Below are 22982 nucleotides of genomic sequence, written 5' to 3' on the forward strand. Positions count from 1 at the left end.
TCCGTCAGTGGCTGAACAAGCGCACCGCAGTGCTGGAACCGGCCGGGATGCCGCGCGATTCGAGCTTGTCGTACAGCACGCGCAGATGCTTCTGGATGGCGACGAACGATTGTTCCGTCAGCGGACGCAGGTTGTCATCCACCACCTGCGCACCCATGCGCTGCGACAGCGTGTAGGCGTATTCGCACACCAGCTTGAACGGCTTGCTTGCCTCCTCCGCCACGGGCACATCGAGCAGCAGCGTGATCTGGCGGCCGGCTTTGACGGTCAGGTCATCGCGCAGGAAATTGGTGTCGCCAAACTGCAGCGTGAACAGTGCGCGCTGCACACCGTCAGCGCCCGCATGGAAGCGCGTGAAACGCGTACCGTCGCGCGAGAGCACGAGGCCGTCTTGCGTGGCCACCGTCTGCACGTACGCGGCCGACCAGGGGGCCCCGTCGGAAATCACGCTCACGCCCAGTTGCACATCGCACTCGGCGGCAAACGCGTCGAGTTCGCGCGCGTTGGAAATCGTCTCGTTCATGTCCGGCAGTTCCGGCACGGCATCGGCCGCTTCCGACAACGGATCGATCGCGTTGATGAATTCCGAGAACTCCAGCGCATTCAGCGGGCCCGTGCGGTTGGCCAGCTGCACGGCCACTTGCACGTCAAGGTAGCGCTGACCGGCGCGGATGGCTTCCCACGCATTGGCGGCGGGGTTCAAACCTTCCACGTGGATCTGCTTGGTGCCCGCGCGTCGCAGCTTGGTCAGCGCCGGCAGCAGCCGGTCGCCCGACACTTCGCGCTCCGGATGCAGCGGCACGATGCAATCGATCAGCGGATCGATCACGCCGTTTGCAGGCTCCAGCGAACCCGGGGCTGGTTCGGCGATCTCTTCCGTCTCGGCGGCCTCGAGCGCAGCCTCGTCGCCCGAGGGCGTGAGTTCAGCGCCGATTACCCCCGCTTCGGTTTCGGCGCTGCCCGTGGCGGGAGTGTGCGCCTTCGCCGAGAAACCAGGCTCGAGACGCGGTTCAACGCGGTTGGCGTCATCACGCTCGCCACCCAGGGCGGGTTCGGCGCGCTCGGTCCAACCCTCGCCGCGCGGGATCTCGTCGACGGGCGGGTTGTACGCTTCGGGGCGGCGGGCCTTGCGGATCTGCCACTGGTTGTACACAACGATCACCAGCACAAACACCACGCCGGCGCCCAGCAGGGCCATCACCAGGTTGTTGTCCTGCATTTATGCTGCCTCCGCCATGGTCAGCGCGGCATCCATATCCACCGCCACGATCCGGGACACACCTTGTTCCTGCATGGTCACACCGATGAGCTGTTGCGCCATTTCCATCGCAATCTTGTTGTGAGAAATAAAAACGAATTGGGTCTTGTCGGACATGCGCTTGACCATATTGGCGTAGCGCTCGGTGTTGGCGTCGTCCAGCGGCGCGTCCACCTCGTCCAGCAAGCAGAACGGGGCCGGGTTCAACTGGAACATCGCAAACACCAGCGCAATCGCAGTCAGCGCTTTCTCGCCGCCCGACAGCAGGTGAATGGTCGAGTTCTTCTTGCCCGGCGGCTGTGCCATCACCTGCACGCCCGCGTCGAGAATCTCTTCGCCGGTCATCATCAGCTTGGCCTGGCCGCCACCGAACAGCGTCGGGAACAGTTCGCCAAAGTGATAGTTGACCTGGTCGAACGTGCCTTGCAGCAACGCACGCGTTTCCTGATCGATCTTGCGGATGGCGTCTTCCAGCGTGGTGATCGCGTCGGTCAAGTCGGCCGATTGCGCATCCAAGAAGCCCTTGCGCTCGCGCGCCGCCGCCAGTTCGTCGAGCGCGGCCATGTTGACCGGGCCGAGCGCATTGATGGCGTTGTTGATGCGCGTGACCTCACCTTGCAGGTACGAAGGTTTCAGGTCGCCCGTCAGGCGATCAGCCAGCGCGGCTTCGTCCACATTGGCAGCGGTGAGCTGCTCGGTGAACTGCTCCTGGTTCAGGCGCGCAGCCTGTTCCTTCAACTGCAGCTCGGTGATGCGATCGCGCAGCGGTTGCTGGGCGCGCTCGGCGGTCAGCCGTTGCTCGTCATGCGTGCGCAGTTGCGCGGTCAGCGCATCCAGTTCTGTGCGAGCCAGGCCAAGCTTTTCTTCCTTCTCGGCGCGGCGCTCCAGCGCTTCCTGCAGGCCGGTGTGGGCGGTCTGCTCGTTGATGGTTTCCAGCTCGGCGCGCGCGTTTTCCAGCGTCAGCACGATCTGCTGCGCCTGATCGCTTGCCACCTGGATGTTGCGCTTCAGTTCGGCAATGCGGTTCTGCAGATTGCGCTCGGCAAAGTGCGCTTCCTGTGCGCCGCGCTCCTGGTCGCGCAACGCGTTGCGCGCATCGCTCAAGCGAACTTCGAGCGCCTCGAACGCCTGCTGGCTGTCTTCAAAGCGCGCCTGCATGTCGGCGAGTGCCGCATCGTGCTGCTCAAACGTCGCTTCGGATTCTGCGCGGATGGCACGCTGCTCGTCGATCTGCGCGCGAATCTCGTCCAACTCACTGTCGATCTGGCCACTGCGCGCGTTGTAGCGCTCCATCGCCTGCGACAGCTTGAGCACATCCATCTGCAGCACATGCACGCGGCGTGTGGCCTGCTCGGCGCGGGCCCGCACCTGCGTGAGGTTTTGGCTCGCTTGGCTGTAGGCTGCTTCGGCACGCACAGCACCGCTCTTGGCTTCGTCGGCCAACAGCATCTGCGCACGCACCTGCTTGTGCAGGTTCTCGATTTCCTGAGCGCGGGCCAGCATGCCGGCCTGTTCGGAATCGGGCGCGTACAGCTGCACCGATGACCGGCCAATCAGGTGCCCAGCCTTGATGACAAACGTACCGCCTTCCGGCAGCGTTTGGCGCGCAGCAATCGCAGCCTGCATGTCGTCGGCGATATAGACGTCGGCCAGCCAGTCTTGCAGCACGGCACGAATGCCCGGCTCCGTCACTTGCACCAGCGACATCAGCGGACGCAACCCCGCCGGCGCCTCCACCGGAAGCGCAGCCGGCGGTGGCGCATAGAAGGCCAGCTTGGCCGGCGGCGCGTCAGCTGTAAACGCCTTGATCCAATCCAGATTGGACACTTCGAGCGCGCCCAGCTTCTCGCGCAGCACGGCTTCGAGTGCCGGCTCCCAGCCCTGCTCGATCTGCAGCTTCTTCCAGAAGCGCGGCAGTTCGCTCAGTTCGTGCTTGGCCAGCCACGGCTGAACCTTGCCGTCGGTCTGCACGTTCTCCTGCAACTGCTTGAGCGCGGCAAGGCGGGCTTCCAGGCTGGCGATGGCGGCGGCTTCCGATTGCACGCGGTCTTGCGCGGCGCGGCGTGCCTCGTCGAGCAGCGGCACCTCTGTTTCGGTGTCTTCCAGCGCGGCTTGCGCTTCAGCCAACACCTCTTCCTGTTCAGCCAGTTCGGCACGCAGCGTTTCGAGCTGCACGTCGTCCGGCTTGTCGAGGCCAGATGACTCCTGCGTCAGACGTTCGCGACGCTGCTCAAGCTGCAGCAGGGCTTGGTCGGCATTGCGCTGGTGCGCGGCTTCGAGCTTGAGCGCCTGCTCCGATTGAAGGATCGCAGCGCGCTGATCGTTCAGCGTGGTCTGCGCATCGCGCCATTGCGCTTCCATGCCAGGAAGTTCGTCGGCTTTGCGCGCAACGTCCTCAGCGGCCTGCGCGGCACGCTCCTCGGCCATGGCAAGCTCTTCCTCGGCCGCCGCAAGGTCTTCCTGCGCCTGCTCGCCCTGCGTATGCCACTGCTCTTGCTGCGCGGTCAGCGTGGCGATCTGCTGCTGGATGCGGTTGCGCGATTCCACCACGTAGCGGATCTCGGCTTCCAGGCGGCTGACTTCCGAGTTGGCTTCGTAGAGCGCGCCCTGCGCGGCGTGCATCGCATCGGACGAGGCGTAATGCGCAACGCGCATCGTTTCGAGTTCGGCCTCGATATGGCGCAACTGCGCGGTCTGCGCTTCCAGGTCGATCTGTGCCTGTTCGATGGCGCGCTGATGGCGTTCCTGCTCAGCCTGCGCTTCACGCTTGCGGAGCAGCCACAGCAGGTGCTGTTTCTCTTCGCCGTCGGCCTGCAGCGCCTGGAAGCGCTGCGCCACTTCGGCCTGGCCCTCGAGCTTTTCGAGGTTGGAGCCGAGTTCGCGCAGGATGTCTTCCACGCGTGTGAGGTTTTCACGCGTGTCGGAGAGGCGGTTTTCCGTTTCGCGGCGGCGCTCTTTGTACTTCGACACGCCCGCGGCTTCTTCCAGGAAGATGCGCATGTCATCGGGCTTGGCCTCGATGATGCGCGAGATCATCCCCTGCCCGATGATGGCGTAGGCGCGCGGCCCGAGGCCCGTGCCGAGGAAGATGTCCTGGATGTCGCGGCGGCGCACCGCCTGGTTGTTGATGAAGTACGACGAGGTGCCATCGCGGCTGAGCACGCGCTTGACCGCCACTTCGGCGTATTGGCTCCACTGGCCGGCGGCGCGGCCTTCCGCGTTGTCGAACACGAGTTCGACGCTGGCGCGGCCCGCCGGCTTGCGCTGGGTCGAGCCGTTGAAGATGACGTCCTGCATCGATTCGCCACGGAGTTCCGCGGCGCGTGATTCGCCGAGCACCCAGCGCACGGCGTCGATGATGTTGGATTTACCGCAACCGTTCGGACCGACGATGCCGACAAGCTGGCCCGGAACATGAAAATTGGTCGGATCGACGAAAGACTTGAAGCCTGCGAGCTTGATCGAAGAGAGGCGCACGTTGTGTTCGTCTCGAAGGGATCAGAAAAGGGGGATAAAGCGGGCGCCCGAGGAACGCGCCTTTGTCATCACACCAACGCCGTGCGGCGCGGAGTGACAAGGCACGCCCCAGGGGCGCGGATGGCGCCATCATACCATTCGCACCCCAGCCTCCCGCCAATCAAATCGCTACAAAAATGGACGAAATTTGCAGCGCCAGAGAGCAAATTGCTGCAGATTTGTAAGCAGTTTCGCCTCCATGACAAATAACGTCAGTCCGGACGGCGGGTGCGCGGACGCTCCGGCGCCGCGAGCCAGTCGAGCAGCGCATTGTGCACCGCATCAGGATCCTGAATTTGTGGCGCATGGCCTGCATCGGGCAATTCCACCAGCGTGGCGCGCGGAATGGCTTTTGCCGCCGCCCGACCGAGTTCCGGGTAACGACCAAGCTGTGCACGTGCTTCCGGCGGGGCAGCGTCCTTGCCGATGGCGGTGGTGTCTTTCTGGCCGATGAGCAGCAGCGTCGGCGGGCGCAACTGGCCAAACTCATAGACGACGGGCTGCGTGTAGATCATGTCGTACAGCAGTGCGGAATTCCACGCCACCAGATCGCGCCCCGGGCCGCGGTACATGCCGGCCAGCATCTGCACCCACGGTTCGTATTGCGTGCGCCATTGCCCGGCGTAGTACGTGGACTGCTCATAGGCGCGGATGCGCTCGGCGGTGGTCTGCTTCTCTCGCGCGAACCACTGGTCGACGCTCAGGGACGGCACGCCCTTGGCCTTCCAGTCTTCCAGGCCGATCGGGTTGATCATCACCAGCCGGGACACCGCACTCGGATACATCAAGGCGTAGCGCGTCGCCAGCATGCCACCTGTCGAATGGCCAATCATGATGGCCTGCTCGATCCCGAGCGAGGCGAGCAACGCATGCGTATTGCTGGCCAGTTGCTGAAAGGTGTACTGGTACGCGCGCGGCTTGCTCGATTTGCAGAAGCCGATCTGATCCGGTGCGATCACGCGGTAGCCGGCACCCGTCAGCGCGGCGATCGTGCCTTCCCAGGTAGCGGCGCAGAAATTCTTGCCATGCAGCAGCACCGCCACCTGACCATTCGGCTGCTTCGGCGCGACGTCCAAGTACGCCATCTCCAGTGCATTGCCCTGTGACTCGAACTTGAAGAGCTTGACCGGAGCCGGGTAATCGAAGCCCTCCAGGCGCGGACCATACGCGGGGCCGGTCTCTGCGGGAGCGGCGTGCAGGGCCGTTGCGGCCGTCGACAGTGCAAACGTCAGCGCGATTGAAATCGAACGAAGCAACATCAGCAACTCCTGGGTTGATTTGCGAAACGCCGGCAACCTACTTTCGCCGCGACAGCCCCGACAGCGCGCCTGCCAGGATGATGCAGGCGCCGCCCACCATCTCCTGGGGGGACAGGCGCTCCGCCGTCAGCAGCGACGACGACACGGCCGCGACCACGATTTCGAACAGCATCAGCAACGCCGCACGATTGGCCGGCAAGCGTTGCAGGCCGCGCTGCACCATCGCATTGCCGCCGACCAGCACGCAGGCCATGCCCGCCAGCAGCAGCCACGTATTGCCCTGTGAAAAAGCCGCCGGCACCGTGCGCACGCCATCGAGCAGCAGCGCAGCCGGAAAACCCACCAGCGCGCAACCTGTGAAGACGACCACGGTGCGCATTTCCGGCCGCATGGTGGGATGACGTTGCCCCGCCAAGCGGGACAGCACGTTGTTGCACGCAAAAGCGAGCCCAGCAACCAACCCCGCCCATTCCGCCGCTGAACCCGGCCACGGCGTGCCGGCCTCGCCCGACCACAACATCATCATCGCGCCCGACAGTGCCAGGGCGAGCAGCACACCGCCGCGCCACCCCAGCCGCTCGTGCAGCCACAGGCGCGCCAGCAGGGCCGTCCATACCGGGGTCAGGTAGAACAGGAGCAGCACCCGCATGACCGTGCCGTGCACCGTGCCCCAGACGAAACCCGCGTTGGTGATACCCGCCGCGATCCCGAGCGCCGGAATGAGCCACGACCACTGAAACGTCGAAAAGTGACGACGTAGCACCACCGCAGCCAGCACGGCCGCAGCCGCGCCCGTCATTGACGACGCCAGCATGCTGCCAAGACCCCAGCCGGCCAGCAGGCGATACGGATACCAGGAAATGCCCCAGACCGACGCGCCTACAAGGATGAAGAGGGCCGCCGCCCATTGCGGCTCGTGATGGCTGGCGCTATCCGCTGCGGGCGCCGAAGAAGCAATCGTTGTCATGTGACCAATAAAAAAACGGCGGGAATCCGCCGCTTCCTGCAATGTCCGAGGTGACTGGCCACGCGGTAAGCACACGTTGGCCGTATAATTTCGGGCTTCCCGGCAAGCGCCAAGCTTGCCCGCTGACCAGCCCAACACCGCCGCCCAACACCGTGAATCCGCGCCTGTCCGCCCTGCAGCCGTATCCGTTCGAGAAACTGAAAGCGCTCGTCAAGGACGTGACGCCCAGCGCCGTCCATACGCCCATCAGCTTCGGTATCGGCGAGCCCAAGCATCCGACGCCGGCCCTGGTGAAAGACGCACTGACGGCGGCGCTCGGCGGGCTGGCGAATTATCCCACGACGCTTGGCTCTGATGCACTGCGACAGTGCATCGCCGCGTGGCTGGAGCGCCGCTACGGCTTGCCGAAGGTCGATCCGGCCACCGAGGTCATCCCGGTCAACGGCTCGCGCGAGGCGCTGTTCTCGTTCGCGCAAACCGTGATCGACGGCAGCAAGCCTGGCGCGCACGTGCTGTGCCCGAACCCGTTCTACCAAATCTACGAAGGTTCGGCGCTGCTGGCCGGCGCCACGCCGCTGTTCGCCAACAGCGACCCGGCACGCAACTACGCGCCCGATTTCGCCGCGATCACGCCGGAAGAATGGCGCAACGTGCAGCTCGTCTTCGTATGCAGCCCGGGCAACCCGACCGGCGCCGTGCTCACGCTGGAAGACTGGAAACAGCTCTTCGCGCTGTCCGACGAATACGGCTTCGTCATCGCCTCGGACGAGTGCTATTCCGAAATCTATTTCGACGAGGCCAACCCGCCGCTGGGCGCGCTGCAGGCCGCACATCAGCTGGGCCGCAGCTTTGACCGCCTAGTGATGTTCTCCAGCCTGTCCAAGCGCTCCAACGTGCCGGGCATGCGTTCCGGCTTCGTGGCAGGCGACGCCAAGCTGCTCAAGGCCTATCTGCTGTATCGCACGTATCACGGCAGCGCGATGAGCCCGTCCGTGCAATCCGCTAGCATCGCTGCGTGGAACGACGAGACCCACGTGCGCGACAACCGCGCGCAGTACGTCAAGAAGTTCCAGCAGGTCACGCCAATGCTGGCCGAGGTGCTGGACGTGGCCCTGCCCGACGCAGCCTTCTACCTGTGGGCCAACGTCAAGCGCACGGGCCTGTCGGACACCGAATTCGCACGCCAACTGCTGGCCGCCAAGAACGTCGCTGTGCTGCCGGGCAGCTACCTCGCCCGCGAGGCGCACGGCACGAACCCGGGCCAGGACTACGTGCGCATCGCGTTGGTGGCCGGCGTGGACGAATGCCTGGAAGGCGCCCGCCGGATCGTCGAGTTCTGCCAGCAACGCTGACCCCTTACCCTTTTTCGAATTTCTCCTAGAGCGAACACAGCCATGACGCAACAACTGCAATCCCTGATCGATCAAGCGTGGGAAGACCGCGCCAACCTGTCGCCCAAGGCCGCTCCGGCCGATGTCCGTGAAGCCGTCGCCAACGTGATCGGCCAGCTCGATCGTGGCGCGCTGCGCGTGGCCGAGAAGAAGGACGGCGAGTGGATCGTCAATCAGTGGATCAAGAAGGCCGTGCTGCTGTCGTTCCGCCTGGAAGACAACGCCCCGATGGCTGCTGGTGGCTTCACGCAGTTCTATGACAAGGTGCCGAGCAAGTTCGCCAACTACACGGCCGAAGACTTCGCGGCGGGCGGCTTCCGCGTGGTGCCGCCGGCTGTGGCGCGCCGTGGCTCGTTCATCGCCAAGAACGCCGTGCTGATGCCGTCGTACGTGAACATCGGCGCTTACGTTGACGAAGGCACGATGGTCGACACGTGGGCCACCGTCGGTTCGTGCGCACAGATCGGCAAGAACGTTCACCTGTCGGGCGGCGTGGGCATCGGCGGCGTGCTGGAGCCGCTGCAGGCCAACCCGGTCATCATCGAAGACAACTGCTTCATCGGTGCCCGCTCGGAAGTGGTGGAAGGCGTGATCGTTGAAGAGAACTCGGTGATCTCGATGGGCGTGTACCTGGGCCAGTCGACCAAGATCTACGACCGCGAAACCGGTGAAGTCAGCTACGGCCGCATCCCTGCGGGCTCGGTGGTGGTGGCGGGCAACCTGCCGTCGAAGGACGGCACGCACAGCCTGTACTGCGCCGTGATCGTCAAGAAGGTCGACGCCAAGACGCGCGCCAAGGTTGGCCTGAACGAGCTGCTGCGCGGCGATTGAGCACCGGCGCAAGGCATGCCTGCTAGTCTTGCGGGCATGCCAACCACTTGAAGCGCAGCAATGTCCGAACGCAATGCCAAAGGCACCCGCTTCGGCAAGCTGCGCCAACGCATCATGGGTCTTGATCCAAACACCATCGGTACCGTCTTGTCGTTGCTGCCCACCATCCTAGAGCAGGCAAACAAGACCATCGACAAGTTCAAGAACCGCAAGAAGACCGGCACCGAACCTGCCCCCGCAGAAGGCGCCGCGCCCGACCCGAATACACGGATTGCCGAACTGGAAGCGGCGATCCTGCAGCAGGCCGAATCCGTCAAATTGCTGGCCGAACAGCACGCCATTACCATCGACGCCCTGCGCGATGAAGCTGCGCGTCTGGAGCGCCGCCTCAAGCGCATGACGTGGCTGGCGTCCGTCGGTTTTGCATTGGCCGTCGCCGCTCTCTCGTTTGCCCTGCAAGCCTCTCGACATTGATTGCGAATCCCACCATGACGACCCTGCATGGCATCCCCAATTGCGACACCGTGAAGAAAGCCCGTACGTGGCTCGAATCGAACGGCGTGGCCTACACCTTTCACGATTTCAAAAAGCAAGGCGTGAGCGCCGACATGCTGGCCGGCTGGCTCAAGCATGTGCCGCTCACCACGCTGCTCAACCGCAAGGGCACTACGTGGCGCGCCCTGTCGGATGCCGACAAGGCCCGCGCCGAAGACGAGGCCGGTGCAATCGCGCTGATGCAGGCCAACCCGTCGTTGATCAAGCGTCCGGTGCTGGTGCACGGCAAAAGCGTCAACGTCGGCTTCTCGGCGGATCAGTACGCCACCCTCTTCTAACAATAACGACAACATCGTCACCGTCATGCAGCCCACGCTTGCCCTCACCGAAGACCTGATCCGCCGCCGTTCCGTCACGCCCGAAGACAAGGGCTGCCAGGATGTGCTGATCGAACGCCTGACCGCCGCCGGTTTCGAATGCGAAACCGTGGTCAGCGGGCCCGACCACTTTCGCGTGACCAACCTGTGGGCCGTCAAGCGCGGCCGCGCGGGCACCGACGGCAAGCTGCTCGTTTTCGCGGGCCACACCGACGTGGTGCCGACCGGCCCCGTCGAGCAATGGCACTCCGACCCGTTCGAGCCCACGCACCGCGACGGCAAGCTCTACGCCCGTGGCGCAGCCGACATGAAGACATCGATTGCAGGCTTCGTGGTGGCATCGGAAGAATTCGTTGCCAAACATCCGGACCACGCAGGCTCGATCGGCTTCCTGATCACCAGCGACGAAGAAGGCCCCGCGCACGACGGCACCGTCAAGGTGTGCGACCTGCTGCGCGCACGCGGCGAGCGCCTCGATTACTGCGTGGTGGGCGAACCGACTTCCGTGTCGACGCTCGGCGACATGGTGAAGAACGGGCGACGCGGTTCGCTGTCGGGCAAGCTCACGGTCAATGGCGTGCAAGGTCACATCGCCTATCCGCATCTGGCCAAGAACCCGATCCACCTGGCCGCGCCGGCGCTGGCGGAACTGGCCGCTGCCAAGTGGGACGACGGCAACGCGTACTTCCCGCCGACCACATGGCAGATGTCGAATATCCACGGCGGTACGGGCGCGACGAACATCATTCCCGGCCACGTCACGATCGACTTCAATTTCCGCTTCTCGACCGCGAGCACGCCGGACGGCCTGAAGGCGCGCGTGCACGGCATTCTCGATGCGCACGGCCTCGACTACACGCTCGACTGGACGCTGGGCGGCGAGCCCTTCCTGACCGAGCGCGGCGACCTGTCCGAAGCCCTCGCCTCCGCCATCCAGGCGGAATGCGGCGTGACGACCGAACTGTCGACCACGGGCGGCACGTCGGACGGCCGCTTCATCGCCAAAATCTGCCCGCAGGTGATCGAGTTCGGCCCGCCGAACGCGAGCATCCACAAGATCGACGAACACGTCGAAGTGGCTTTTATCGAGCCGCTGAAAAACGTGTATCGCCGCGTCTTGGAAACCTTGATCGCCTGAGGCCGCCCAGATGGCGCGCAACGTCGAGATCAAGGCGCGTGTGCGCGATGTGGCAGCCCTCATTGAGCGCGCGGCTGCCATTGCGGATTCGGGCCCCGAACGCATCGACCAGGACGACACGTTCTTCGCCCGTGCGAAGGGGCGCCTGAAGCTGCGGCAGTTCTCGCCCGAGCGCGGCGAACTGATCCACTACTTCCGCGCCAACAGCGCCGGCCCGCGCGTGTCCAGCTACCACATCGTTCCGACCACCGCGCCCGACGCCCTGCGCGACACGCTGGCCGCCGCCATCGGCACGGCCGGGCGCGTCATCAAGGTGCGCCAGCTTTATCTCGCCGGCCAGACGCGCATTCATGTAGATGCGGTGAAAGACCTCGGCGATTTCGTCGAGCTTGAAGTCGTGCTGCGCGATACGCAATCCGAAGACGACGGTGTGAAGATCGCCCACCAACTGATGCATTCCCTCGGCATTGCCGAATCCGACCTGCTCGACGTAGCCTACGTCGACCTGCTCGCTGCCACCCAACGCTGAGCCACATTTCACGCCACCCATGACCACGCCTACCCTGCCCGCCTCCCATCCGTTCACGACGGTTCGCGACCTGCTCCGCTACGCCGTGTCGCGCTTCACCGCCGCCGGCCTTGTTTTCGGCCACGGCAGCGAAAACGCCTACGACGAAGCAGCCTACCTGATCCTGCACACGCTGCACCTGCCGATCGACACGCTAGAGCCGTTCATGGACGCGCGCCTGCTGCCCGAAGAAGTGGCGGCCGTGCTGAAGGTGATCGAGCGCCGCGCCGTCGACCGCGTGCCCGCTGCGTACATCACGCACGAGGCGTTCATGCACGGCATGCGCTTCTACGTGGACGAGCGCGTGATCGTGCCGCGCAGCTTCATCGGCGAATTGCTGGAAGACGGGCTCGAGCCGTGGATTGACCAGGAGGATGGCCCAACCGATGTGCTGGAGCTGTGCACCGGCTCGGGCTGCCTGTCGATCCTGGCGGCGCTGCAATGGCCCAATGCGACCATCGATGCCGTGGACCTGTCACCGGACGCACTGGTGGTGGCCAATCGCAATGTCGACGAATACCGCCTGCAAGACCGCATCCGCCTGCACGAAGGCGACCTGTATGCGCCGCTGCCGCCGGGCGTGCATTACGACGTGATCTTGACGAATCCGCCGTACGTGAACGAAGCGTCGATGCAGGCGCTGCCGCCCGAGTACCGTGCCGAGCCGCATATGGCGCTGGCCGGCGGCAACGACGGCATGGACATCGTGCGCCGCATCCTGGCCGATGCACCGCGCCACCTGAAGCCGCACGGCGTGCTGGTGGTGGAAATCGGCAACGAGCGTGAAAACGTTGAGGCGGCGTTCCCCGATCTCGACCTGGTCTGGCTGCCGACCAGCGCCGGCGAAGACCAGGTGTTCCTGGTGACGCGCGAGGCGCTTTAAGCGAATGGGGTTCCGAACCGCACGCATGGGGTTCGGAACTCAGCAGGTTGGCGTTCGGAACGCCATGGCCCGGGTTGTGAACGCCGTGTTTCTGGTTCCAAACGCCACAATTGGAGTTCAGAACTCGGTGTGTGGCGTTCGGAACGCCGAGTCTCCGAGTTCCGAACGCCACATATCAGGTTCTGGACTCGGCGATTGCCGTTCAGAACCTCATGCGCCGGGTTTTGAATCCCGCATTTGACGTTCGGAACCCGACGCGCCGAGTGCAACGCTCAGGCGTGGCCGCAACGGCCGCCATAGCCGAAACAGCCGTCACAGCCTCAGGACTTCACCTCATCACAGGCGTCTTTCACGACGCAGATCGAAAAGCGCTTATCGAATACCTGGCCGCTCGGGCAGTGGTCGAACACCGCTTGCAACTGGGCGTCGCAGGTGGCGTAGGCGGTTGTGCAATTGGTGCGCACGGGTTGCTTCGGACCGCGATTGGTGCCGTCGTCGACCATGAAGCGGCTCGATGGCGCCGGGCATTTGAATTCTGCGGCGGCCTTGGCAAGCGCGGCGGCAGCCTTTTCGGCCTTCGACGTCTGCGGCGTGGGCGGGTTCGGGGATGGGCGACGGTCGCAAGCCGTTAGTGCTAGCGCACACAGCAGCATGCCGAGTGTGAGTGCGCGGGTCATGGGGGGGCTCCTTCGGGGGGTTTGACGTCCTGAAGTTTACGCTGTGATGTGCGTTTTTGGTCCATCCCTGTTCGTCCCCTGCCGGGGCCGACCTACTTTCTTTGTCTTGCCAAAGAAAGGTAGGCAAAGAAAGGCGCGCCCGAGATGGCGACCCACTCCTTGAATTTCTGTAACCGGGCGGAGACGGGGAAAACTCGCTGCGCTCAGACAGTTCCCCGTCTTTTTTCCGCCCGCTTACAGAAATTCAAGGCGCCATCTAGGGCATGAACATCAACGGCCAAACCATCGGCGCGCGTGCGCTGGCGCTGTGATGTGGCGAGCTGGCCCTTATCGCAGCATCGCCGACATGGCGGAGAGGCTGTTGAGCATGCGCACGGCATGTTCTACGGAGTCAGCGGCGAAGCGGAGCATCGTGCCGTCGACGCGCTCCAGGGCGGGCCATTGGCAGAACAGGTCGGCCAATGCGGGCGTTTGCGTTTGCAGGCGGCAGACGATCGGTGCCTGGAGGCGCAGCGGCATGCTGAAATGGCCTCGCCGCACCGTGGCTTTCACCGCTGCGTAGATGGCCTCGCACGACTGCTCGGGCGAGAGCGATGTGCCGGCGTTCTGCCCTTCGGCCTGCTTGGTTTCGACGAACGTGGTATGCGGCAGCAGCGGCTTGGTTTCCTTGATGAACACGTCATCGCCGCTGGCAACGGCCACCGGCACGCCGCGCTCGCCGGCCAGCGCGCCGTAGAGGCCGGCTTCGCCTAGCTCCTGTTCGCTGAACCAGACGCGTGCAAACGCAAAACTGTTGATGGTGTGCGCCAGCACGCCGCGGCTGCCCGCACGTGCGTGGTAGCCGATCATGCAGACGGCGTCGCAGCCGTCAACGCCGGCCATCATGCTGAGGTAGCGCGGTTTGCCGAGGACGAAGCGTGCGCGGCGGTCGATGGAATCGGGGATGAGGTTGCGGAAACCTCCGTGCGAATCGTTGACGAGTACGTCCGTGGCACCACCATCGAAGGCACCGCGGACAGCGGCATCGGCTTCGGCGGTCATCCAGCGGCGGGCGCGTTCGTATTCGCCGTTGCCGGCGCGCGTCTGCTCGGGGTGGAACACGTTGGCGACGCCTTCGATGTCGGCGGAGATCAGGATTCGCATGAGGTCAGGTCAGAGCAATTCGGTCAGTGCGCGGCGCGTGTTGCCGTCGCGGCCGGTGACGGCTGTTGCGTGGAACAGCGCATGCACGATGGCTTGTTCGACGCTGTCGGCGGCGGCCTGGAACAGCGGGTCGAGGTGCGATTCGTGTGTCATGGCGACGGCTGGCATGGCGCGTGTGCCTTCGTGCGGCACGGTGTAGGCGGTGGAGAACGCGAGCGCGATGTCGCCGCTGCCATGGCCGAAGACGGAGCCGGTACGCGCCAAGCCCGCGCCCGCGCGCAAGGCGAGGCGGCGCAACTGGCGCGCGTCGAGCGGCGCGTCGGTGGCGAGCAGCATGATGATCGAGCCCTTCTCGGGCTCGGGCGCGCCAGCGGCCAGCGCCTTCGCCAGTTCCGCTCCAACGGGGCGTCCGGCGAGCGTGAGGTTCTCTGTCACGCCAAAGTTGGACAGCACCAGCGCGCCCACTGTGCGTTGCGTGCCGTCAGCAAGCGTCACCACGCGCGACGCAGAGCCGATGCCGCCCTTCACACCGAACGACGACATCCCGCGCCCTGCCCCCACCGCGCCCTGCTCGAACGTTGGAGCCGCCGCAGCGCAGGCCGCGTCGTAGTGCACGTCCTGCACGGCAAACGCTTGAAGGTCGTTCAGGTAGCCGTCATTGCATTCGAAGACAAGTGGATTGACGGTCGACCACGCGCGGCCGATCTGCGGGTTGGCGGCAACCGACTGGCGGATCTGCGCTTGCGCCACGGCGCCCACGGCGAACGTGTTGGTCAGCGCAATCGGCGTCTCCAGCACGCCCAGTTCGTCCACCTGCACCAGGCCGATGCTCTTGCCGAAGCCGTTAAGTACGACGCTGGCGGCCGGCACCTTGTCGAGGAACGGGTCGCCGGCGTGCGGGCGTACCACGGTCACGCCGGTCTGGATGTCGCCGCCGGCAATGGTGGCGTGGCCGACGGCGACGCCAGCCACGTCGGTGATGCTGTTGCGTGTGCCGGCCGGCAGAGCGCCGATGTGCGGAAGGCTCAAAGACATGCGAACCAACTCAGCGGCGGTCGATCTTCGGGTCCAGCGCGTCGCGCAGGCCGTCGCCCAGCAGGTTGAACGCCAGCACGGTCAGGAAGATGGCCAAGCTTGGGAAGATCGCCACATGCGGCGCGGTCACCATGTCGGCGCGCGCCTCGTTGAGCATCGCGCCCCACTCCGGCGTGGGCGGCTGTGCGCCCAGGCCCAGGAACGAGAGGCTGGCCGCGGTGATGATCGAGGTGCCGATCCGCATCGAGAAATACACGACGATGGACGAAATCGTGCCCGGCAAGATGTGCCGCATGATGATCGTCCAGTCGGACGCGCCGATGCTGCGTGCGGCTTCCACATACGTCAGGTGTTTGAGCATGAGCGTATTGCCACGCACCAGTCGCGCAAATGCCGGAATGCTGAACACCGCCACGGCAAAGATCACGTTGATCATGCCGTTGCCCAGGATGGCCACGATGCCGATGGCCAGCAGAATGCCAGGGAAGGCAAACAGCACGTCGGAGATGCGCATGACGATGCGGTCCCACCAGCCTTCGTAGTAGCCGGCCAGCAGGCCGAGCATGGTGCCCACGATGGCGCCGATGATGACCGACACGAAGCCCGCTTCCAGCGAGATGCGCGCGCCCATCAGGATGCGGCTGAAGATGTCGCGGCCCAGCGAGTCGACGCCAAACCAATGCTGCGCCGACGGCCCCGCATTGAGCGCGTCGTAATCGAAATAGTTTTCCGGGTCGAACGGCACGATGTGCGGCGCGAGGATGGCGGTCACCACCAGCGCGATCACGAACACACCGGCGCCCATCGCCAGATGCTGCTTGCGGAACTTGCGCCAGAACTCCGTCCACGGGGTGCGGACGGGTTCGGCAACGGCTTGCGGCGCGACCGCCGGGCTTGCGGCTTGGGTCATGGCGGTCTCCTTACTTCTTGTAGCGAATGGTGGGGTTGATGACGGTGTACAGCATGTCCACCACCAGGTTGATCAGGATGAACTCCAGTGAGAACAGCAGCACCTCGGCCTGGATGACCGGGTAGTCGCGCATCTCCACCGCATCCACCAGCAGGCGACCGAGGCCCGGCCAGTTGAACACCTTTTCCACGACGATCGAGCCGCCCAGCAGAAAGCCGAACTGCAGGCCCATCATCGTCACGACCGGGATCATCGCGTTGCGCAGGCAATGCTTGATGACCACCACCGTCTCGCGCACGCCCTTGGCACGGGCGGTGCGCACGAAATCCTCCTGCAGCACTTCCACAAACGAAGCACGCGTGAAGCGCGCCATCACGGCGGCCACCGCAGCGCCCAGCGTGAGCGACGGCAGGACGTAATGCTTCCAGGTGTCCGCACCGATGGACGGAAGCCACCCGAGCTGCACCGAGAAAACTTCCATGAACAGCATGCCCAGCGCGAATGCGGGGAACGAGATGCCGGACACGGCGAGCGTCATGCCCAGACGGTCCGGCCACTTGTTGCGCCATACGGCAGACGTGATGCCGATCACCATGCCGAAGATCACCGCCCACACCATGCTGGCAATCGTCAGGTTGAGCGTGGGCCAGAAGCGCTCGCCAATCTCTTCGCTCACCGGTCGCTTGGTGCGGATCGAGTTGCCGAACTCGCCGCGCAGCGCGTTGGCGAAGAAGCGCACGAACTGCTCGTGCATCGGCTTATCAAGCCCGAGATCAGCGCGGACCAGCTCGACGGTGGCCGGGTCCGCTTCGGGGCCGGCAGCCAGTCGCGCCGGGTCGCCCGGCAACAGGTGCACGAACAGGAACACCAGCACTGCCACGATCAGCAGTGTCGGGATCACGCCCAGCACACGTTTAATGAAGTAGTTCAGCATGGCAAATCCACCGCAGGCGGCAATTCAATGACCCGCGCAACAGGTGCGCGGGCCGGTACGGCAATGAGACTTATTACTTGATGTCGATGTCGTCGAAGCTGAACGAACCGTCCGGTGCCACGTAGGCACCCGACAGACGCTTCGAGCGCGCGTAGACGATCTTTTCCGTCACCAGGAAGGCCCACGGTGCGTCTTCCCAGATGCGCTTCTGAGCATCGGTGTAGAGCTTCGACTTCTCAGCGCGATCGGTCGTGCGCAGCGCGCCGGCGATGTCGGCATCCACCTGCTCGTTCTTGTAGTACGCGGTGTTGAACGACTTGGGCGGCATGGCTTCGGATGCCAGCAACGGACGCAGCGCCCAATCCGACTCACCCGTCGACGACGACCAGCCTGCGTAGTACATGCGCACGCCGGCGTCTTCCGGCTTGGGCACGCTTTCCACGCGCTCGACGCGCTGGCCGGCTTCCAGCGCCAGCACCGAAGTCTTGATGCCGACCTGGGCCAGTTGCTGCTGCACGAACTGGATGATCTTTTGCGCGGTCGTGTGGTTATAGGCCGACCACAGTTGCGTCTCGAAGCCGTCCGGATAGCCGGCTTCCTTCAGCAACTCTTTGGCCTTCGCCGGGTTGTACGGCCACGGGCCCAGCTTGACGGAGTAATCCACGCCCGGCGGCACCACACCTTCGGCCGGCACGGCGTAACCCGCAAACGCCACCTTGGTCAGCGCATCCTTATTGATGGCGTAGTTGATGGCCTGACGCACCTTGGGGTTGTCGAACGGCTTCACCTTGGTGTTGAAGCTGACATAGCGCTGGATGATCGACGGCGCGGCAATCAGGTCAACCTTCGGGCTGCTCTTGAGCACCGCAGCCTGCTCGAACGGAATCGTGAACGCGAAGTCGGCCTCGCCCGTCTGCATGATGGTGGCGCGCGTGTTGTTGTCGACCACCGGCTTCCAGGTGATGGTGTCGATCTTCGGCAGGCCGTGCTTCCAGTAGCCGTCGAATTTCTTGCCCTTCAGGTAATCGGTCTGCTTCCACTCGACAAATTCAAACGGGCCGGTGCCGACCGGGTGGAAAGCGATGTCCTTTCCGTACTTCTTGAGCGCGGTGGGCGAAATCATGGCCGCCGACGGGTGCGCCAGCACGTTGATGAACGGCGAGAACGGCTCCTTGAGCGTCACGCGCGCGGTGTACGGGTCGACCACGTCGGTCTTCGCCACGCGGTTGAACAGCACGAAACGCTTGAGCTTGTTGGCCGGGTCCGTCACACGGTCCAGGTTGGCCTTGACGGCGGTGGCGTCAAACGTGGTGCCGTCGTGGAATTTCACGCCCTTGTGCAGCTTGAACGTGTAGACCAGGCCGTCCTTGCTGACGTCGTAACTGTCGCACAGCACGTTGACCAGCTTCATGTCCTTGTCGAAGCCGAACAGGCCTTGATAGAACGACTTGGCAGCGCTGAACGACAGCGTGTCGTTGGCGTCGTACGGGTCCATCGTGGTGAAGGTCGAGTAGACCGCCATCACGGCGTCCTTGGCGGCAAAGGCCGGCATGGTGAATGCCGCCAGGGCCAGGCCGCTGGCAACCATGGCTGCGCGCGGGCCGAATGCGACTCGGTGGGCAAAGCGATTGAACATTTCCTTCCTCCTCATCAAAGATGACGTCTCACTGCGTTCTGTATTGCGATTAATACGCGCCGCCAATCGAATGGCGGGCAACAAAGTGGTCTGGCGCCACTTGCACCAACGGCTGCACCACCGGCAGGTCGCCAACGGCACGGATCGGACTGGGGATTTCGTGCGTGGAAAGTTCACGCTTCAGGTGACGGCGTGCCGGGTCCGCAATCGGCACGGCCGACATCAGCTTCTTCGTGTACGGGTGCTGCGGATTTTCGAAGATCGCGCGGCGCGGGCCGATCTCGACGATCTGGCCGAGGTACATCACTGCCACGCGATGGCTGATGCGCTCCACCACCGCCATGTCATGCGAGATGAACAGGAACGCAACGCCAAACTCCTTCTGCAGGTCGAGCATCAGGTTGACGATCTGCGCCTGGATCGACACGTCCAGCGCCGACACCGACTCATCGGCAATCACCACCTTCGGGTTCAACGCCAGCGCGCGCGCAATGCAGATGCGCTGGCGCTGGCCGCCCGAGAACTCGTGCGGATAGCGCGACGCATGCGCGGCCTGCAGGCCCACCTTGTCGAGCAGCCATTCCACGCGTTGCTGCGCCTCTTTGCCGGAAGCGACCTTGTGCACCAGCAGCGGCTCCATGATGGAGTAGCCGACCGGCACCCGCGGGTCCAGCGAGGCGAATGGGTCCTGGAAGATGAACTGGATGTTTCGGCGCAGCGTCTGGAGCGCAGGCCCCTTCAACTCGCCGATGTTCTGGCCGGCAAATTCGATGCTGCCGCTCTGGCACTCCACCAGACGCAAGAGCGACCGTCCCGTCGTCGACTTGCCGCAGCCCGATTCGCCGACCAGCGCCAGCGTCTCACCAGGGTAGAGATCAAAACTGACCTGCTCCACCGCATGCACCCGGCGCGTGACGCGGCCGAAGATGCCCGTGGGCACGTCAAAGCGCGTGACGAGATCACGCACACGCAAAATGGGTTGCACATCGTGCGACGCCGCCGGTTGCGGCGTCGTATCCACCGCGGCGGACGTGCCGTCCACCCGCAACAGCGGAAAACGCGCGGGGCCATCGGTGCCTTGCATCGAGCCCAAACGCGGCACGGCCGACAGCAGCGCACGCGTATACGGATGCGCAGGCTGCGCAAACACGGTGGCCGATGGGCCCTCTTCCACGCGGTCGCCCTTGTACATCACGAGCACGCGGTCGGCCACTTCCGCCACCACGCCCATGTCATGCGTGATGAACACCACCGCCATGTGCAGTTCCTGCTGCAGCGCGCGGATCAGTTGCAGGATTTCCGCCTGGATGGTCACGTCCAGCGCAGTGGTCGGCTCATCCGCAATCAGCAGCGACGGTTTGCATGAAAGCGCCATCGCAATCATCACGCGCTGGCGCATACCGCCCGACAGTTGGTGTGGATAGCGGCCCAGCACATTGCGCGCTTCCGGAATGCGCACCAGCTCCAGCATGCGCAGCGCCTCGGCCTTGGCTTCGCTGGCGGACTTGCCCTGATGCAGGCGGATCGATTCGGCAATCTGCTCGCCCACGGTAAACACCGGGTTGAGCGAGGTCATCGGCTCCTGGAAGATCATCGCGATGTCGGCGCCACGCACGCCGCGCATGGCGGCGGAGCTGGCGCTGGCCAAGTCCAGCACTTCGCCGTTGCGGCGGCGCAAATGCATCTGCCCGCCGATGATCTTGCCGCCGCCGTGCTCCACCAGCCGCATCAGCGCCAGCGACGTCACCGACTTGCCCGAACCCGATTCGCCCACCACGGCCAGCGTCTCGCCCCGATCGACGTGGAACGACAAGTTGCGCACCGCGTCGACCACGCGCTCAGACGTGGCAAAGCGCACGCTCAGGTCTTGCACCTGCACGATGCGCTGATCGGGCATCGCAACGACGCTGTTGGCACTCGGCTGTTTGGTTGCTGTCACGAAAAATCTCCTGCTGTCCTGCCTGGCGGCTTCGGCTTCTTACCGATAGATCGACACAACAGGCGCCTGCGCGCCGCGTGCGAACCCGCGGTACATCCCTTCGGTGTTGAACGGCAAAGCAACGTTGCCCTGCGCGTCCACGGCAATCAGCCCGCCGCGGCCGTTGATGGCCATCAGCTTGCGCATGACCACGTCGTCGGTTGCATCGGCTAGTGACTTGCCGGCGTATTCCATCTGCGCGGCAACGTCGTAGGCCGCCACGGCGCGGATGAACATTTCGCCCGTCCCAGTGCACGACACCGCTGCAACGTTGTTCGCAAAGCAACCCGCGCCAACGATGGGCGTGTCGCCCACGCGGCCAACCTTCTTGTTGGTGACGCCGCCCGTGGAGGTGGCGGCCGCCAAGCGCCCTTGCGCGTCGCATGCCACGGCGCCCACGGTGCCGAACTTGTTGTCTGGGTCGATGGGTGCAGCCTCTTTGGCCATGAGCGACGCGGCATCGTGATCGAGCAGCGCCATGCCGTCTTGCTGGCGGGCGCGCTGCCATTGGGCGTAGCGCGCTTCGGTGTAGTAGTAATCCGGCTCGACAAACTCCAGGCCCTGCGCTTGCGCGAAAGCCTCGGCGCCTTCGGAGGTGAACAGCACGTGTTCGCTGCGCTCCATCACCGCGCGGGCCGCGAGAATCGGGTTGCGCAGGCGCTTGACACAGGTGACTGCGCCGGCAGCCAGCGTGGCGCCATCCATGATCGACGCATCGAGTTCGTACGTGCCGGCGCTGGTCAGCACCGCGCCCTTGCCGGCGTTGAACAGCGGGCACTCTTCGAGCAGGCGCACGGCTTCGGTCACGGCATCCAGGGCGCTACCGCCATCCACGAGGATGCGTTGCCCTGCGGCCAGGATGTCGTTAAGCGCCTGCTGGTAAGCGGCTTCCTTGTCGGCACTCATGGCCGTGCGGGTGATGGTGCCGGCGCCGCCGTGAATGGCGAGGATGGGCGTAGTCATGCGGGGCTCGATGTAAATCAGTTTTCAGCGGTGCGTTTGCGGCCGCGTCGGGTGGTCGTCGATGTGCCGGAAGCGCTCGTTGCGTCATTGGCGCGCGGCGCCGGGGCGGTATGCAGCCACGGCAGCACGAATTCAGTCAGGCGTTCGGCCGATTCCAGCGAATGCGCCGAGCGATGCGCCACTGCGCCGCACAGCGCTTCGAACAGCGCCACGGCAGCGGTGTCAGACGTGGCCGAGAACTGCCGCTCTGGCCGCGCATACAACGCAATGTCGGCCAGCGGCGCGAGCGGCGATGTGGGGCTGTCGGTCAGAGCCAGCAGTTGGCAGCCTTGCTTGCCGGCCTGCTTGGCCAGCGTGATGGTGTCAGCCGCATAGCGGGGGAAAGCGATGGCGATCAATAGATCCTTCGGCCCGATCTTGCGCAGTTGGCGCGCTGCATCCGAAGCGCCGCCCGGCTGCGAAACGGAGATCACCGTGTCGCAGTACAGATCGAGCCCATGGCGCAACAGACCCGCCAGATAGCCGCTGGCGCCAAAGCCCATCACGTAGATGCGTTGCGCGCCCAGGATGGCGTCGACCGCGCGCTCACACGCCGCGGCGTCGAGCATGCGGCGCGTGGCGTCAAGATTGGCGATGTCTTCGTTGAGCGACGCGGCAAAGATCTCCGCGCTGGTGGCGGGGCGTGCCAGCTCGTGGCGCAGCTTTTCCACCGGCGCGAGCGTCGCCTCGAAGCCGCGCAGCAGCCCCGCGCGGAACTGCGGATAGCCGTCAAAGCCCAGCGCGAGCGCGAAGCGGTTGGCCGTGGCAATCGACATGTCCACCGCGGCAGCAAACTCGTCGATGCGCATGGTCGCCGCGCGGAACGGGTTCGCCAGCACGTATTCCGCCATGCGCTGGTGCGCGGGCGTGAGCGTGGCCAGGGCCGCTCCGATGCGCTCGGAGACTGTCGCATCGGCGGCAAATGCGCCTTTCGACACATCCGTACGCTTGCTGGTGGATTTCGCCATGTTCCTGGGCTGTGAA

Annotated in this window: 20 protein-coding genes; 7 read left to right on the top strand and 13 right to left on the bottom strand. The window is 64.6% G+C overall.

Annotation, left to right across the window (positions count from 1 at the left end; genetic code table 11):
- Positions 1 to 4 precede the first annotated feature (4 nt).
- The 4 genes from NG898_RS12635 to NG898_RS12650 form a co-directional block, all read right to left on the bottom strand.
- Positions 5 to 1219: a cell division protein ZipA C-terminal FtsZ-binding domain-containing protein gene (locus NG898_RS12635; protein ID WP_252692609.1), complete on the bottom strand. Its 1215-nt coding sequence runs from the start codon at positions 1217 to 1219 to the stop codon at positions 5 to 7.
- On the bottom strand, positions 1220 to 4735 hold the full coding sequence (gene smc / locus NG898_RS12640; RefSeq protein WP_252692610.1) for a chromosome segregation protein SMC: 3516 nt from the start codon (positions 4733 to 4735) through the stop codon (positions 1220 to 1222).
- 251 nt (positions 4736 to 4986) lie between these two features.
- Positions 4987 to 6033, bottom strand: coding sequence for an alpha/beta fold hydrolase (locus NG898_RS12645; protein ID WP_252692611.1), 1047 nt, complete (start codon positions 6031 to 6033; stop codon positions 4987 to 4989).
- Positions 6034 to 6070: 37 nt separating this feature from the next.
- The gene (locus tag NG898_RS12650) at positions 6071 to 7000 is read right to left on the bottom strand and encodes a DMT family transporter (RefSeq protein ID WP_252692612.1); all 930 of its coding nucleotides are present in this window, start codon (positions 6998 to 7000) and stop codon (positions 6071 to 6073) included.
- Between the two features lie 152 nt (positions 7001 to 7152).
- Here NG898_RS12650 and dapC point away from each other — a divergent pair, with 152 nt between their 5' ends.
- From dapC to prmB, 7 genes are read left to right on the top strand one after another with little or no spacing between them, the layout of a single operon-like run.
- A complete protein-coding gene (dapC, locus tag NG898_RS12655; RefSeq protein WP_252693435.1) occupies positions 7153 to 8352 on the top strand; it encodes a succinyldiaminopimelate transaminase in 1200 nt (399 codons plus the stop codon).
- A gap of 42 nt (positions 8353 to 8394) precedes the next feature.
- A complete protein-coding gene (dapD, locus tag NG898_RS12660) occupies positions 8395 to 9222 on the top strand; it encodes a 2,3,4,5-tetrahydropyridine-2,6-dicarboxylate N-succinyltransferase (protein WP_024975807.1) in 828 nt (275 codons plus the stop codon).
- Positions 9223 to 9282: 60 nt separating this feature from the next.
- Entirely contained in the window at positions 9283 to 9696 is a 414-nt protein-coding gene (locus tag NG898_RS12665; protein WP_252692613.1) for a hypothetical protein, read from the top strand.
- A gap of 14 nt (positions 9697 to 9710) precedes the next feature.
- Complete coding sequence (locus tag NG898_RS12670) at positions 9711 to 10055, top strand: arsenate reductase (RefSeq protein ID WP_039595884.1); 345 nt, start codon at positions 9711 to 9713, stop codon at positions 10053 to 10055.
- A gap of 25 nt (positions 10056 to 10080) precedes the next feature.
- Positions 10081 to 11232 (top strand): succinyl-diaminopimelate desuccinylase, encoded by a 1152-nt coding sequence (dapE, locus tag NG898_RS12675; protein WP_252692614.1) that lies wholly within the window; start codon positions 10081 to 10083, stop codon positions 11230 to 11232.
- 10 nt (positions 11233 to 11242) lie between these two features.
- Entirely contained in the window at positions 11243 to 11761 is a 519-nt protein-coding gene (locus NG898_RS12680; protein WP_252692615.1) for a class IV adenylate cyclase, read from the top strand.
- A gap of 19 nt (positions 11762 to 11780) precedes the next feature.
- Entirely contained in the window at positions 11781 to 12683 is a 903-nt protein-coding gene (gene prmB, locus NG898_RS12685) for a 50S ribosomal protein L3 N(5)-glutamine methyltransferase (protein ID WP_027677489.1), read from the top strand.
- A gap of 320 nt (positions 12684 to 13003) precedes the next feature.
- On the opposite strand, the gene NG898_RS12690 is transcribed toward prmB, so the two are convergent.
- From NG898_RS12690 to NG898_RS12730, 9 genes are all read right to left on the bottom strand, one after another.
- Positions 13004 to 13360 carry a chitin-binding domain-containing protein gene (locus NG898_RS12690; RefSeq protein WP_252692616.1) on the bottom strand — a complete coding sequence of 119 codons (357 nt, stop codon included), beginning with the start codon at positions 13358 to 13360 and terminating at the stop codon, positions 13004 to 13006.
- Positions 13361 to 13687: 327 nt separating this feature from the next.
- Positions 13688 to 14503, bottom strand: a complete 816-nt coding sequence (locus tag NG898_RS12695) for a M55 family metallopeptidase (protein ID WP_252692617.1) — start codon at positions 14501 to 14503, stop codon at positions 13688 to 13690.
- Between the two features lie 9 nt (positions 14504 to 14512).
- Positions 14513 to 15538: a DmpA family aminopeptidase gene (locus NG898_RS12700; protein WP_252692618.1), complete on the bottom strand. Its 1026-nt coding sequence runs from the start codon at positions 15536 to 15538 to the stop codon at positions 14513 to 14515.
- A 10-nt stretch (positions 15539 to 15548) separates the two neighbouring features.
- Positions 15549 to 16448 (bottom strand): glutathione ABC transporter permease GsiD, encoded by a 900-nt coding sequence (gsiD, locus tag NG898_RS12705; RefSeq protein ID WP_252692619.1) that lies wholly within the window; start codon positions 16446 to 16448, stop codon positions 15549 to 15551.
- Between the two features lie 10 nt (positions 16449 to 16458).
- On the bottom strand, positions 16459 to 17382 hold the full coding sequence (gene gsiC, locus NG898_RS12710; protein WP_092970588.1) for a glutathione ABC transporter permease GsiC: 924 nt from the start codon (positions 17380 to 17382) through the stop codon (positions 16459 to 16461).
- A 73-nt stretch (positions 17383 to 17455) separates the two neighbouring features.
- Complete coding sequence (gsiB, locus tag NG898_RS12715) at positions 17456 to 19018, bottom strand: glutathione ABC transporter substrate-binding protein GsiB (protein WP_252692620.1); 1563 nt, start codon at positions 19016 to 19018, stop codon at positions 17456 to 17458.
- A gap of 49 nt (positions 19019 to 19067) precedes the next feature.
- Complete coding sequence (locus NG898_RS12720) at positions 19068 to 20915, bottom strand: dipeptide ABC transporter ATP-binding protein (protein ID WP_289813040.1); 1848 nt, start codon at positions 20913 to 20915, stop codon at positions 19068 to 19070.
- 81 nt (positions 20916 to 20996) lie between these two features.
- Entirely contained in the window at positions 20997 to 21959 is a 963-nt protein-coding gene (locus tag NG898_RS12725; protein WP_252692622.1) for an isoaspartyl peptidase/L-asparaginase family protein, read from the bottom strand.
- A 17-nt stretch (positions 21960 to 21976) separates the two neighbouring features.
- On the bottom strand, positions 21977 to 22966 hold the full coding sequence (locus NG898_RS12730) for a MurR/RpiR family transcriptional regulator (RefSeq protein ID WP_252692623.1): 990 nt from the start codon (positions 22964 to 22966) through the stop codon (positions 21977 to 21979).
- Positions 22967 to 22982: the final 16 nt, after the last annotated feature.

Source organism: Ralstonia mojiangensis, assembly GCF_023955645.1.
Lineage (GTDB): Bacteria > Pseudomonadota > Gammaproteobacteria > Burkholderiales > Burkholderiaceae > Ralstonia > Ralstonia mojiangensis.